This is a genomic window from Lachnoclostridium edouardi (assembly GCF_900240245.1).
In the GTDB taxonomy this organism is placed as follows: domain Bacteria; phylum Bacillota; class Clostridia; order Lachnospirales; family Lachnospiraceae; genus Lachnoclostridium_A; species Lachnoclostridium_A edouardi.
The window spans coordinates 2419879-2434010 of the sequence record NZ_OESQ01000001.1 but is presented as its reverse complement, the minus strand read 5'-3'; the positions used below and the strand labels follow the sequence as shown (position 1 = coordinate 2434010).

Annotated in this window: 12 protein-coding genes; all 12 read right to left on the bottom strand. The window is 42.1% G+C overall.

The window, feature by feature from the left end; all coding sequences use genetic code 11:
- Positions 1-6: 6 nt before the first annotated feature.
- Positions 7-1311 carry a sodium/glutamate symporter gene (locus C1A07_RS11535; protein WP_101877230.1) on the bottom strand — a complete coding sequence of 435 codons (1305 nt, stop codon included), beginning with the start codon at positions 1309-1311 and terminating at the stop codon, positions 7-9.
- 217 nt (positions 1312-1528) lie between these two features.
- Positions 1529-3190, bottom strand: a complete 1662-nt coding sequence (locus C1A07_RS11530; RefSeq protein ID WP_101877229.1) for a PucR family transcriptional regulator — start codon at positions 3188-3190, stop codon at positions 1529-1531.
- 319 nt (positions 3191-3509) lie between these two features.
- Positions 3510-3980, bottom strand: coding sequence for an IS200/IS605 family transposase (gene tnpA / locus C1A07_RS11520; RefSeq protein ID WP_101876575.1), 471 nt, complete (start codon positions 3978-3980; stop codon positions 3510-3512).
- A 240-nt stretch (positions 3981-4220) separates the two neighbouring features.
- Positions 4221-5735, bottom strand: a complete 1515-nt coding sequence (gene rny, locus C1A07_RS11515) for a ribonuclease Y (RefSeq protein ID WP_408609822.1) — start codon at positions 5733-5735, stop codon at positions 4221-4223.
- Positions 5736-5878: 143 nt separating this feature from the next.
- A complete protein-coding gene (locus C1A07_RS11510) occupies positions 5879-6484 on the bottom strand; it encodes a regulatory protein RecX (RefSeq protein ID WP_101877227.1) in 606 nt (201 codons plus the stop codon).
- A 39-nt stretch (positions 6485-6523) separates the two neighbouring features.
- Complete coding sequence (gene recA / locus C1A07_RS11505) at positions 6524-7612, bottom strand: recombinase RecA (protein WP_101877226.1); 1089 nt, start codon at positions 7610-7612, stop codon at positions 6524-6526.
- 212 nt (positions 7613-7824) lie between these two features.
- A complete protein-coding gene (locus C1A07_RS11500; RefSeq protein WP_101877225.1) occupies positions 7825-8751 on the bottom strand; it encodes a DMT family transporter in 927 nt (308 codons plus the stop codon).
- Positions 8752-8798: 47 nt separating this feature from the next.
- Entirely contained in the window at positions 8799-9689 is an 891-nt protein-coding gene (locus C1A07_RS11495) for a S8 family peptidase (RefSeq protein ID WP_101877224.1), read from the bottom strand.
- 76 nt (positions 9690-9765) lie between these two features.
- Positions 9766-10986, bottom strand: a complete 1221-nt coding sequence (gene hydF, locus C1A07_RS11490) for a [FeFe] hydrogenase H-cluster maturation GTPase HydF (protein ID WP_101877223.1) — start codon at positions 10984-10986, stop codon at positions 9766-9768.
- A 15-nt stretch (positions 10987-11001) separates the two neighbouring features.
- A complete protein-coding gene (gene hydG / locus C1A07_RS11485; RefSeq protein ID WP_101877222.1) occupies positions 11002-12426 on the bottom strand; it encodes a [FeFe] hydrogenase H-cluster radical SAM maturase HydG in 1425 nt (474 codons plus the stop codon).
- A complete protein-coding gene (gene hydE / locus C1A07_RS11480) occupies positions 12419-13522 on the bottom strand; it encodes a [FeFe] hydrogenase H-cluster radical SAM maturase HydE (protein ID WP_101877221.1) in 1104 nt (367 codons plus the stop codon). Before hydE ends, hydG begins: the two co-directional genes overlap by 8 nt.
- On the bottom strand, positions 13503-13796 hold the full coding sequence (locus C1A07_RS11475) for a TM1266 family iron-only hydrogenase system putative regulator (protein WP_101877220.1): 294 nt from the start codon (positions 13794-13796) through the stop codon (positions 13503-13505). The genes hydE and C1A07_RS11475 overlap by 20 nt, the downstream gene beginning before the upstream one ends.
- Positions 13797-14132 lie beyond the last annotated feature (336 nt).

The window sequence follows — 14132 nt, the reverse complement described above, 5'->3', positions numbered from 1 at the left end:
TCACTGTTACTTTCTCTTAAAAAATAGCCAGGTCAGTACAATTCCTGCTAAAATAAATACACCTCCGATTCCTATTACCGCCCAAAGATTGGTGAGAATTAACGCTCCCAATACTGGAGCCAACATCTGCCACCAGAAGAATACTGCATTATAAACGCCTAAAGCTTCTGGAATACAAGATTCTCCCTTAGGGTCAATGGCTCGCACAAGGGCCAGACCGTTTGCCGTAGAGCCAGTGCAGTTTCCAATTTGCATACACGCCTTTTCAAACCACTGATCATTGTGCAGCTTTTTCATGTACCACATGGAAAATAATACTGTGAACCCGCAGGAAATAATAATATCCACTAATATTGGAAGCCAGAATTCCACAATAATATCCAGGGAAACGCTTGCCATTGCTGTGAGAACTACAATTTCCAGACAAAATGAACTAATATTGCTCAGCACATTTTTATCTACAAATTTGTCATATTTACACCTTTTCATAATGGGCCAGAGAATCAGGCCTCCTACAATCCCATATAACATTGCGTTTAATTTAGACAGTACCGGAATAAATACCATTCCTATTTTAAAAATCACGTTGCCTATAAAATATGCGGCTAAAATAATGCTTAAATTAAGCATTAAAGTGTTAACGCTTAACGGAGTCGTTGTGGTTTTTCCTAAAGACTCCTGTTCCTTTTCAGGCAAAGGGCCTCCAAAAAACCAGGCCGGCTGTTTTTTCGGCTCTGTTACAAACTTGCTCCAGCCCTTTCTTATTCCGTAATTGACAATAAACATTCCTACAGTCATAGAAATAATAACGCCGCCTGTAGCCAAAACCATTGCCATACTAATGGCCCCTGAAGAACCATATTCCTCTAAAATGGCCCCTGCGCTGGCCGCCGGTCCATGAGCTCCAAAAAATGCAAATACTCCAAGAATTCCCCACCCATCAGGCAAAAGAGGAAACATACCGGAAAATGCCATTGCCACAATAACTCCCAGAATCAGCTGGCCCCCAAAAAGAAAGACAGCTAAAAGTGTAAAATCCACATGTTCTACAACCTTTTTTACAGTAATAGACACTCCCAGCACAACTGTAGTTAAAATAATCCGCATTAATATATTTGTATAACCGCTGAACGAATCTGGAATAGTAATTATTTTTAACCCCTGCTGCCCAAGGGCCAGACCAATAAGTCCTCCCACAATACAAGCTGGCAGAAATATTTTCTGTAAAGGCTTAATAATCTCTCTTACCACAAATCCTGCTGCCAGCAGAAGGCTGACCAGAACCATATCATTAAATACGTTTTCTAACATCCATACTCCTTTCCTTTTTAATCGCCGGAGATTTATATTTTTTGTTGCAACTTTTATACAATTATCCTAGCACAGAAAAATCCTGGATAATATATCCCTGTATGATAAAGAAATACCTGAAATATTATCCTTAGTTTACAGTTGAAACGGGGAAAACTATTTACTATAATAAAAAATTACAGTGCTGTCTGCTTCTCTTCCATTTCTAATTTCATTCCTACTTTTCTTTGTCCACATCTCTTAAAAGTCCAAGTATTTTTATCCCCAGAGCATAATGCAGTTTGGTATCGCTTTCTGAAAAATCTGTTTTACATATTTCATAAATCTGGTTCATCCTGTATGCCATTGTCTTATAATGTATATTCATTACATCAGCGCTTTGCCTAAGATTGCAATTATATTCAAAATAAACCGTGATTGTATCTAACAACCTGGAATTGTGGGCCTTATCATATTCCTGTATGAAATACAGGCCTGGAGGAACTAAATTTTTAAGTTCCTCCTGATCTCCCATACTTCCTATTAGCTTTAGAAGCACTGTATCCTTATACTCTACAATATAGTCTGTTTCCTCCCCGTAAAGCAGCCTTCCATACGAAACTGCCCGTTTTGCATTTTCGTAGCTTTTACAAATTTTGCTTAAATCCTTCTCCCCGCTTCCCACGCCTATCTGCACCTTACTTTTTGTAAATTGAACCTTAAAAGCCTTTTTTACTTTTTTGCAGCATTCTTTAATATGTAAAACTCCCTGTGCCTCCATAGAATCAGTTTCCAGAAGAGCCATAATTTTTCCATTTACATAACCTGTTAAAACAGGTTCCCCCATATCTTCCACACACTTTTTCACTGTCAAGAACATTTTTTCTTCTTTAGACGGCCTTAGCATACTGCTTAAACTTAACGGTGCATCTAAAATCTCTCCCTGACATTCTACACAAAAAATTATTGTTATAAAGGGCCTATCATTTTTAAATCCAAACAATCTGGCCTGTTCCTTCAGTTCCTCTAAATCAGGGTTTTTTCTGTGAATCAAATTATAAAAAAAGCTGTCGATATTCCTTTCCTCCGCCATCTGAAGGGCAAATTCATGTTTTAGCTCCGCCATAATGGCAGAGGCTGTGATTTCCATTTTGGGATAGTCCAGACCTTCTACTTTCTGGTATATCTGAGGTATAGAAAGAAAAGCCTTAACCTTTCCCTGAAAGGAGATCGGAAAGGAAATCATGGTATATTCCCTTTGTGTTCCTTCCACATGTAAAGATACCCTTTGCCTTACAAAATATCTGGTAAGATATTTGCTGTCTAAAGATACCTTATTAGGCAGCGTGCGCAGGCAAATTAAGTCTTTCAGGAACTCATCTGTGGCAGCAAGGCAGTGAAACATTCTGTCAAAAACAGCCACTGGGTTCTTCATTAAACCTTTAAAATATTCCAGCATCTCCACAATATTATGCCTGTTTAAAGTATTATTAGATAAATATCTGTTTGTATCCACAATCTCTCTGTAGCTATCCTGACACTCCTGTATTACAACGTCGCACAATGCCTGTGCAATTTCCACTGGGGACATAGCGCTTACAGCCTCTGCCACAGCCATCCGGCCTTTATACTCTCTGTACGACCCCAGCTTGTCTCCAATCAGTACAACGCCTGTACATCCGGCCTTCTCATATAAATCTAAGCTTTCCATAATAAATTGTCCTGACAAAGGCAGGACATAAACGGCCTCTTTTTGAATGGGCTTTTCCTGTCCTTCCCCTTCTGCCCACCGCACTGCTGTAATCTTTACTCTGTTTTCTTTATCACCACTTTTGTTTATGAAACGGCTTTCGCCCACCATTCCTGTTTTTCTTAATAAATCCATTAGATTAAAATACAAGCTGCCACCTCTTTCTTCTAGTTCTCCAATTTATCTGGGTATACAGTCAAGACCACCGGCTAAGCCGGTGGCTTGCTTTGACCCTATAAGGGTCTGTTACCGGCACTGGAGTCTAAAGACTCACCGAAATAGGTTCGCCAAGCGCAACATCATTTACCTACTAAGCCCTAAAGGGCTTATTTTATTTGTTTGCTTTTACTGGCTCACCCGTAAACGGGTCAATATACTCTTTCAGTGTCATCTGATCATANTAAAGACTCTCCGAAATAGGTTCGCCAAGCGCAACATCATTTACCTACTAAGCCCTAAAGGGCTTATTTTATTTGTTTGCTTTTACTGGCTCACCCGTAAACGGGTCAATATACTCTTTCAGTGTCATCTGATCATATTCCAAATCTTCTTGTAACTGATTTGCTATATATTCCTGTATTTTCTTTGCATTTTTCCCTACCGTATCTACATAATATCCTCGACACCAAAAATGTCTATTTCCATATTTATATTTCAAATTTGTATGTCTTTCAAATATCATAAGTGTACTTTTTCCTTTCAAATACCCTACAAAATACGATACGCTAATGCTTGGCGGAATTTCTACTAGCATATGTACATGATCTGGACATATCTCTGCTTCTACAATTTTTACACCTTTTCTTTTGCATAACATACTTAAAATATTTGCTATATCCTGTTTTATTTTTCCGTATGCTATTTTTCTCCTATATTTTGGTGCAAATACAATATGATACTTACAATTCCATTTTGTATGTGATAAACTGTTACTATCCATATGGATACCTCCTTTGTTTATTAATGCGGTTGGCGAACCTTACATTAATTATAACACTGGAGGTTTTTTGCTGTAAGCTGAAGCAATTCTAACTCACCTGCATAGCAGGTGGTTTATTTGTTTTCCAAAGTTCCGTTTTTCGGATCAACGAAAAACTCCACAATGGTAAACAGGGCTTTGCCCTAACAACAAAAAAGGAAGCTCTATAAACTATTAAATTTATAGAACTTCCTTGTTTTATTATTTTGCGTAATCTGTAACTCTGGATTCCCGAATTACATTGACCTTGATCTGGCCCGGATACTCCAGCTCCGCCTCAATTTTCTTAGAAACGTCTCTGGCCAGCAGAACCATATCGTCATCTGTAATTTGCTCTGGAACAACCATAATTCTGACTTCTCTGCCTGCTTGAATAGCAAAAGACTTGTCCACTCCCTTAAAGGAGTTTGTAATATCTTCTAATTGTTTTAATCTGTTTGTATATGTTTCCAAAGTCTCTCTTCTTGCACCAGGTCTTGCGGCTGAAATTGTATCTGCCGCCTGAACGATACATGCGATCAGACTTTGCGGCTCAACATCACCATGATGAGATTCTACAGCGTTTATGATTATGCCGGACTCTTTGTACTTGCGGCACAGCTCTACGCCTAACTGGATATGAGAACCTTCTGTCTCATGGTCGATGGATTTACCAATGTCATGTAATAAGCCGGCACGTTTTGCCATACGGACATCTGCGCCAATTTCGGCAGCCAGCAGTCCTGACAACTGTGCAACTTCAATGGAATGCTTTAATGCATTCTGTCCATAGCTTGTTCTGAATTTCATCTTGCCAAGAAGCTTCACTAATTCCGGGTGAATGCCGTGAACGCCAACCTCCAGCGTTGCAGCCTCTCCCTCTTCTCTCATGTTAGTCTCTACTTCTTTCTGGGCTTTTTCTACCATCTCTTCAATTCTGGCCGGGTGAATACGTCCGTCCACAATTAAACGCTCCAATGCAATTCTGGCTACTTCTCTGCGGATTGGATCAAATCCTGATAATACTACTGCTTCCGGGGTATCGTCTATAATCAACTCTACGCCGGTCATCGTCTCTAATGTACGAATGTTACGTCCTTCTCTTCCTATGATACGTCCCTTCATTTCATCATTAGGAAGCTGTACTACTGAAACTGTTGTCTCTGCCACATGATCAGCGGCACATCTTTGAATCGCTGTAACTACAAAATCTTTTGCCTTTTTATCGGCTTCCTCTTTTGCTTTGCTTTCCAGTTCCTTAATTAACTTTGCGGTGTCATGTTTGACATCTTCCTCAACAGATTTTAAAAGATATTCTTTTGCTTGTTCGGAGGTCAGGCCGGAAATCTTTTCCAGTTCCTGTATCCCCTTCTCATATAATGCATCGACCTCTGCATTTTTCTTTGACAGGGTTTCCTCCCGGGCTGCCAGACTGGCTTCCCTTTTTTCCATTGCTTCGGACTTTTTGTCCAGATTTTCTTCCTTGCTCAGCACACGTCTTTCATAACGCTGAAGCTCTGCTCTTCTTTCTTTCGTTTCCTTTTCCAGCTCATTTTTAGTCTTTAAAGACTCTTCCTTCGCCTCAAGGAGAGCTTCTCGCTTCTTCGTCTCTGCGGTTTTCAATGCTTCATCTATTATTTCCCTGGATTTTTCTTCTGCACTGCCGATTTTACTCTCGTATGCCTTTTTCCGGTATGCGATTGCCAATGCCCAGGTAATAGGAGCTACGATAATCATTGTTACCAATACAGCAATTATTGATGACACAGGAGCACCTCCTTATTTAGTTTTCATTGTACAATAATACAACATTTTAATTTTAATCTTTTTTATGCATGATGTCAAGAGCATTGCCCTGATTCACTGCACAATTGGAAAAATTATTCCTGCTCCTTCTGCCATTGTTCCATAGCTTTGTGTATTATCTCTCCTGAAAATCCTTTTCTATATAAAAATGCGGCAGTTTTCTCATATTCTCTGTCATCTTCACGCCCCTGCTTATAGCCCTTTTTTCTCAGCCAGTACATTATCTGCTGCTCTTCCTCCTCCTGGCAGCACTCCAGAGCCTCCTCAATGTTTTCTCTGGAAACTCCCTTTTGAGCCAGCTGGCAGGCAATCTGCTTTCTGCTTTTATTCTTACTGCACTCTGCAAACCGCCTGGCATATCTGGAATCGTCAATATATCTGCACTGCTTCCCAAACTGAAGGGTCTCCTCTATGATCTGAGAAGGGTAGCCTCCCTCCAGCAGCTTCTGTCTGATCTGGGCCTCTGTTTTATCTGAAGCCTTTAAAAGATGTACCAGACGCTCCCTGGCTCTTTTTCTCAGAACAGCAAAAATCTCCTCCAGCACATCCTCCTCTATAAAGGCCCCCTCTTCTATTCTGAATCTGTTTATTTCTCCCCTGTATAAAACAAAGGCAAAGCCGCTGTCAAACAGGACCTTGCACCTTTGTTTATCTACAGAGACAATCATCTCCACTGTCATATGGCCGCTCTGTCTTTCCCTTTTAATTTTCAGTATCCCTTATTCCGCCGCTTCTTTACCGGAATCAGATGTGAGACTGCCGTCAGAGGTTTTGGCTTTTCCTGCTGCAGCCAAAGCTTCTGCTTCCTCTGCTCCTGGAAGTCCATATTTCGCTCTCACTTTTAATTCAATTTCATCTCTGATTTCAGGGTTGTCTTTTAAATAAATCTTGGCGTTTTCACGTCCCTGGCCAATCTTAGTGCCCTGGTATGCATACCAGGCGCCGCTTTTTTCCACAATATTTTCCTTGGCCGCCAAATCTAAAATATCTCCCTCTCTGGAGATTCCTTTTCCAAACATTATATCGAACTCTGCTTCCTTAAACGGAGGAGCAATCTTGTTCTTTACAACTTTTACCCGGACGTGGTTTCCAATCATCTCCCCAGCCTGCTTTAAAGTCTCTGTGCGGCGCACGTCCAGACGAACGGAGGAATAAAACTTCAGGGCCCGGCCTCCTGTGGTAGTCTCCGGATTTCCGAACATTACTCCAACCTTTTCTCTCAGCTGATTAATAAATATAACAGTACAGTTAGACTTGCTGATAACGGCTGTCAGCTTTCTCAAAGCCTGGGACATCAAACGGGCTTGAAGTCCTACATGAGAATCTCCCATATCGCCTTCAATCTCTGCCTTTGGCACAAGAGCCGCTACAGAGTCTACAATAATAATATCCACAGCTCCGGAGCGCACCATAGTCTCTGTGATCTCTAAAGCCTGCTCTCCATTGTCCGGCTGTGAAATATACAGATTGTCAATATCTACTCCAATATTCCTTGCATAAACAGGGTCCAGAGCATGTTCTGCATCAATAAAACCTGCGATGCCACCTCTCTTCTGTACCTCTGCCACCATGTGAAGGGCAACTGTAGTCTTACCGCTGGACTCCGGTCCATAAACCTCTATAATCCTGCCCTTAGGCACCCCGCCTAATCCAAGGGCAATGTCCAGACTTAATGAGCCTGTAGGCACAGTCTCTATGTTCATATTGGTCCTGGAATCTCCTAACTTCATCACAGAGCCCTTTCCGTATGCTTTTTCAATCTGGGTCAGGGCCGCATCCAATGCTTTTAATTTATCATCTTTATTCATCATATCCTCCACGCGAACAAATGTTCTTTTCATAATCATAATATAGGGCGTTTAAATTGTCAAGTATAGTTTCTGCAATCTTTTTATACATTCGTCAGAAAAAGCGGCGACATGCCGGGACAGGGAAGACAGGCGGATTTCCCTGGAAAAAATCCTGCCTGAAGGGATTTAAGAAGTGTTCACATTATATCACATATATGAAAGGATGGGTATTACTTTTTTCTGTTTACTGCAAATATTCCGGCGCAGACTAAAATTAAGGCGGCCAGGCTTTTCCAGCCAAAGGCCTGTTCTCCCTCGCCTAAAAGAAGAGCGGACAAAATAACGCCGAATACAGGATTCATAAAGCCAAATACTGCTACTTTTGAAACAGGATTATATTTTAAAAGCACTGCCCACAAAGAGTAGGCCACTGCTGACAGCATTCCTAAATACAAAAGCATCAGGATTCCGCCGACTGTTACAATTTCCAGGCGCCCGCCTAAGGCAGCCCCGCAGCACACCATAATCAGTCCTCCTACAGTAAACTGGTATCCTGATAAAATCATAGGATTTTCTTTGACAGAATAATCTTTAATCAGCACAGAAGAAATTGCATATGACAAAGCGGCCAGAAAAATAAAGCCTTCTCCGTTCCATTTCATAGAGCTTTCCAGGGCTCCTCCGTTCCAATTTATGAGAACAACGCCTGCAAATCCTAAAAGACAGCCTAGTATTTTCTGTCTGGTCATATGCTCCTGGTGAAATACAAGACATGCAATCAACACTGCCAGAAAAACGTTAGAGCCTGTAATAATAGATGATTTTACTCCTGAAGCATGGGCCAAACCCATATAAAAAAATAAATACTGCACCACTGTCTGAAAGATGCAAAGCTTAAATATCATGGACCAGGAGGTTTTCTTAGGAATCAGCGCCTTTTTGCTGATAAAACTTCCTATGGCCACGGTCATAAGTCCGGCCAATGTAAACCTTATTCCTGCAAATAAAATCTGAGTGCCTACCTGATCTCCTAAAATTCCAAACATTTGGTAGCCGATTTTAATGCAGGGAAAGGCGCTTCCCCATAAAGCGCAGCACACCATAGCTCCTAAAGCCACCGTCCATATATTTGTCATCTGCAGTTTCTTCTGCCCCATGATTTTCTACCTCAATTCCTTATCTTTTCGCCTTTCGGCTTGAATTTTCACTTTAAAAGCTTCTCTATATCCAGACAGCCCCAGCCCTGCTGAATATGAGGAAGGCCTAAATCTACAGTTCTTTCCCTGAGCAAAAGCTTTACATCCTTGTTGGTCATCTCCGGCTCCTTTTCTAAAAGCAGAGCCAAAGCCCCGGCCATAATAGGCGTGGACATAGATGTGCCGCTTTTCATTTGATATCTTCCAGGCTGATTGGCGCAGCTGACAATACAGGAGCCTGGAGCCACTACATCCGGCTTTAACACACAAGCTACTGTAGGCCCTCTGCCTGAGTAATCTACTAAACGGTTTCCCATAACAGTTACTTCCTTGTGGTCATCAGAACATCCTACAGTAATAACCTTTCTGCTGATTCCGGGAGTTGTTATGGTCATACGCCCCGGTCCGTTGTTTCCCGCTGCCACCACAACCACTAATCCGTCGTCCCAGGCGGCGTTTACTCCCTTTACAAGAGCAGAATTTTCACCCATACCTCTTTTAGAATAAGAGCCTACAGATAAATTTACAATTCTGATCCCATATTTTTTTCTGTTGGCTCTAATCCACTGAAGCCCTGAAAGCACGTCGGAAGCGTACCCGTTTCCTCTTCCGTCCAGCACCTTTACAGAAATAATATTACACTCTGGGGCAATCCCGCTGTAACGCCCCTCAGAAGCCGCCCCACTTCCTCCTATAATCGCAGAAATATGGGTTCCGTGTCCATTGTCATCATACGGAACCCTTTTTTTCTGTACAAAATCTGCAAATGCAGTAATTCTTTCACCAAAATCTTCATGGGGGAAAATGCCGGTATCCAGAACGGCCACTCCTACGCCCTTCCCAGTATACCCCATATTCCAGGCTTCCCCGCAATGAATGGCTTCTCTGGCCTGTTCCATGGAAAAGCACCTTAATCTGTTTTTATATTAAGGTATTCAAAATCCCTGGAAGAGGGTTACATTTTAAAAGCTTTTTTTAGAATTTCTGGCCTGCCAGTACAGAAAACGGCTTCAAACTTCTTTCTAAAATTCCGTTCATGTAAGCGATGGCCGTACCGTAATTCGTCATGGGGATATTCTGATCCCCGGCCATAGCCAAACGGTATTTCATTTCTCTTTGGTTTAACATACAGCCTCCGCAGTGAATCACCAAAGCAAAACTGCTTATGTCCTCCGGAAACTCAACGCCGGAAGTAAATACAAATTCCGGCTCTGCCTTGGTATATTTTCTTATCCACGCCGGCAGCTTTTCCGTTCCAATATCCCCGCACTGCCGGTGATGAGTGCAGCCTTCGCACATCAGTATTTTATCCCCGTTTTTAATGTAATCTAAAGCTCTTGCCCCCGATGCCGCCTGAGCCAAATTCCCCTTATATCTGGCAAACAGCACGGAAAATGAAGTCATCAGTATATGAGGAGGAGTCATTTTATCTACAGCAGGAAAAACTTGGCTGTCTGTAATAACCAGCTTTACATTTTCTTTTAAAAGGGAAAGCATATGCTCCAGCTGGTTTTCCTTACAGACTACGGCGGAGGCGCCGCAGTCTAAACAGTCTCTGATTACCTGCTGCTGAGGCAGAATTAATCTGCCTTTAGGCGCCGCCTTGTCAATAGGCACTACTAAAACTGCAATGTCTGAAGGCCTTAATAAATCAGATACCAGCTTTCTTTCTTCTCCCTCCCGGGAAACAGCTTTTCCTATTAGTTCTTTTAATTCCTGTATTCCCCGGCCTGCGTTAGAGCTGACAAACACTTCATTTTCAGGGGTATGGCCTTTTTTCCTCTCCGCCTCAATTTCCGGGCAAAGGTCAGCCTTAGTAAAGGCCACAATATAAGGAATTTCTTTTTTCTTTAACAGGCTGATTAAATCCTGCTCCTGTTCCCCTAAGCCCTCTCTGCAGTCTGCGGCAATTACAGCAATATCTGTTTTATTAATAACCTGTCTGGCCTTTGACACTCTTAAAAGTCCTAATTCCCCATGGTCATCTATTCCAGGCGTGTCAATAATCACCACCGGCCCCAGAGGAAGCAGCTCCATAGATTTGTAAACAGGATCTGTGGTAGTGCCTTTTACATCAGAAACAATTGCCAGCTTCTGTCCTGTAACTGCATTTACCAGGCTGGATTTGCCTGCGTTCCGTTTTCCGAGAAAGGCAATGTGAAGCCGTTCCCCTGACGGAGTTTGATTCATTCCCATGTAATTTCCTCCTGACTAGAACCGGAAATCTCTGTTGCCTTTTTCAATTTCCACCAGATTTTTCAGCACAATTTCTCTTACCTTTTCTTTCGGAATAGTGTTAATCTCTTTTAAAATCATTTCTTCGCCGATTTTCTTTGTAGCCGGTGAAGCATAATCTAACAAATACTCCTTTAAAGTCATTAATGCATTGGGATGGCAGCAATTTTGAATCTGTCCGCTTTTGCACAGACTCATAAACCTGTCGCCGGTTCTTCCTTCCCTATAACAGGCTGTACAAAAGCTTGGAATATAGCCTAATTCCATCAGCCAGCGGACTACCTCATCTAAGGTTCTGTTGTCGCTGACATCAAACTGTGCAGAATTATCCTCCTCAGGCTCCGGCTCTGCGTATCCTCCCACGCTTGTTTTAGAACCGCCGCTGATCTGGGAAACTCCCAGATGAAGCACTCTTTCCCTGCACTTTTGGCTTTCCCTTGTGGAAATAATCATGCCTGTGTACGGCACGGATATTCTTATACAGGCCACCAGCTTGGCAAATGTGTCGTCGTCAATTCCATTGTCAAATGCAGAAGGGTCAATATCATCTGCTCTTCTGATTCTGGGCACGCTGATGGTGTGAGGACCTACGCCAAATACTGCCTCCAGATGCTCTGCGTGCATTAAAAGACCTGCAAACTCATATCTGTACAGCTCCAGGCCAAACAGCACGCCGATTCCCACATCATCTATGCCGCCCTGCTGAGCTCTGTCCATAGCCTCTGTATGATAGCAGTAATCATGCTTCGGTCCGGTTGGATGAAGCTTTTCATAGCTTTCTTTATGGTAAGTCTCCTGGAATAAAATATAAGTTCCGATTCCCGCTTCCTTTAGCTTTCTGTAATTTTCCACTGTAGTTGCGGCGATATTTACATTTACCCGGCGGATAGCCCCGTTTTTATGTTTAATACTGTAAATTGTTTTAATACTTTCCAAAACATACTCAATAGGATTATTCACAGGGTCCTCCCCTGTCTCCAAAGCCAGGCGCTTATGTCCCATATCCTGAAGAGCAATTACTTCTTTTCTGATTTCCTCCTGAGTCAGTTTTTTCCTGGCAATATGTTTATTTTTCAAATGATATGGACAGTATACGCAGCCGTTAATACAATAGTTAGACAAGTAAAGAGGGGCGAACATAACGATTCTGTTTCCGTAAAAGTCCTTTTTAATCTGCTCCGCCAGCTGATAAATCTCCTCATTCTTCTCAGGAATATCACACTCTAACAGCACAGAAGCCTCTCTGTGGCTTAATCCTTTTCTCAATCTGGCCTTTTCCAGAATCTTATCAATCAGCTGTGCATTATGCTTATTTTCTTCTGCATAGGACAAAGTGTCCATAATTTCCTGGTGATTAATAAATTCCTCTGCTTTTAATGATGATGGATTATATTCAAACATGTTTTTCCCTCTCTTTCTTCATTGGAGAATCTCCCCGGTCTGTTACAATCTCATATCCGATTTTCTCCATACTTTTCTTTAGGGAGGAAAGGCTTTCTGCAGCCTCGTCCCCCGTACATATTTTATTGTCGTACAACAAATATTTTTTTCTTACATCTGCAGGAGACAAATTAGGCATCACTACATTAGCCCCGCATAAAATACCCATCTCCCGTCCGCCTTCCCTGACAGTTCCAAGAGCCGTTGTGGCAGGCAAAAGTACCTTTGGCAGCATCAGCCGGATCAGGGAAAGCAAAAACAAGGTCTCTTCCAATGTGCCTGGCTTTTCCCCTGCAAATGGAGTAGAGTGCTGAGGCAGAAAAGGGCCGATTCCCACCATTTCCGGCTGCAGCATTTTCATAAACTCCATATCTTTTATTAAAGCTTCTGTGGTCTGACCCGGGGAACCTACCATAATTCCGCACCCCGTCTGATACCCTAAGTCCTTTAAATTTCTAAGACAATCTAAGCGTCGGGCAAGACTTAGCTCCTTTGGGTGAAGGTTTTTGTAATGCTCTGGATCTGCAGTCTCATGGCGGAGCAAATACCTGTCCGCCCCTGCATTTTTCCATTGAAGATAAGTTTTCCTCTCTCTCTCTCCCACAGATAAGGTTAAGGCGCAGTGGGGAAACTCATTTTTAATGCGGCAAATCATCTGCTCCATCCACTGATCATCTAATCTGCCGTCCTCTCCCCCCTGCAGCACAAAGGTTCTAAATCCCAGCTCATATCCCTTCCTGCAGCAGGAAAGAATTTCCTCCTGATTTAATCTATACCGCTCCGCTTCTTTATTACTTCTTCTCAGCCCACAGTAGTAGCAGTCGTTTTTACAGTAGCTGGTAAATTCAATCAAACCGCGAATATAAATTGCTTTTCCGAAAATTTCCGCTCTCACCTGCCTGGCCTGACAAGCGCTGTAAGCCAGCAAACTGTCATTCTCCTCCAGAGAAAATACAACTCCCCCTTCTCTTTCTGCCTTTCCCGCTTCTAAAAGCTGTTTCCACTCCTCGTTTTCCAGCCTTTGCTCTCTTCTCAGCTTATTTATCAGATTTCTCATAAATCTCTTCCTTTGCTTCCTCCGGTGCAGGCAGTTTAGAATATATGGCTTTAGATGTAACCCCGTCTAGCATCCCCAGCTTTCCTGACATGGCGCTGATCACATTTCCCGGAGCGTCCACAGCAATGCTGATAATATTAATATTTCTCTTGTGATAGGGAATCCCCATTCTTCCAATTATGTACTGCCCATATTCATGGAGAATTCTGTTTAGTGCTTCCACATCTCCCTCTTTCTCCACCACAATTCCAATTAAAGCTACTCTTGATTCCATATTACCTCCTTTTTCTGTACTGGAATACAGCGGCTCCTTTTTTTAAACACAATCTTCTATGAAGATTAAGGTGTCAAAAGCTACTCTAAATGCCGAACACGATTTTCGCTTTCAGAGATATGCTTTTGACATCCTAATTTTATGAATCAAAAAAGGCATCCAAAAGGATGCCTAAATAATCTTATATTTTGCTTCCCTTTCACCTCAGCCTGGGCTTTTGTGTCAGAGCCATCTGCCATATTCTGCTGTAAATTCTTTATTGAAAGAACGAATCTTGCAATTTAGAATTTTTCTCATTAGATTATAGCACACTCTTTACAAAAATACCAGAAAAAC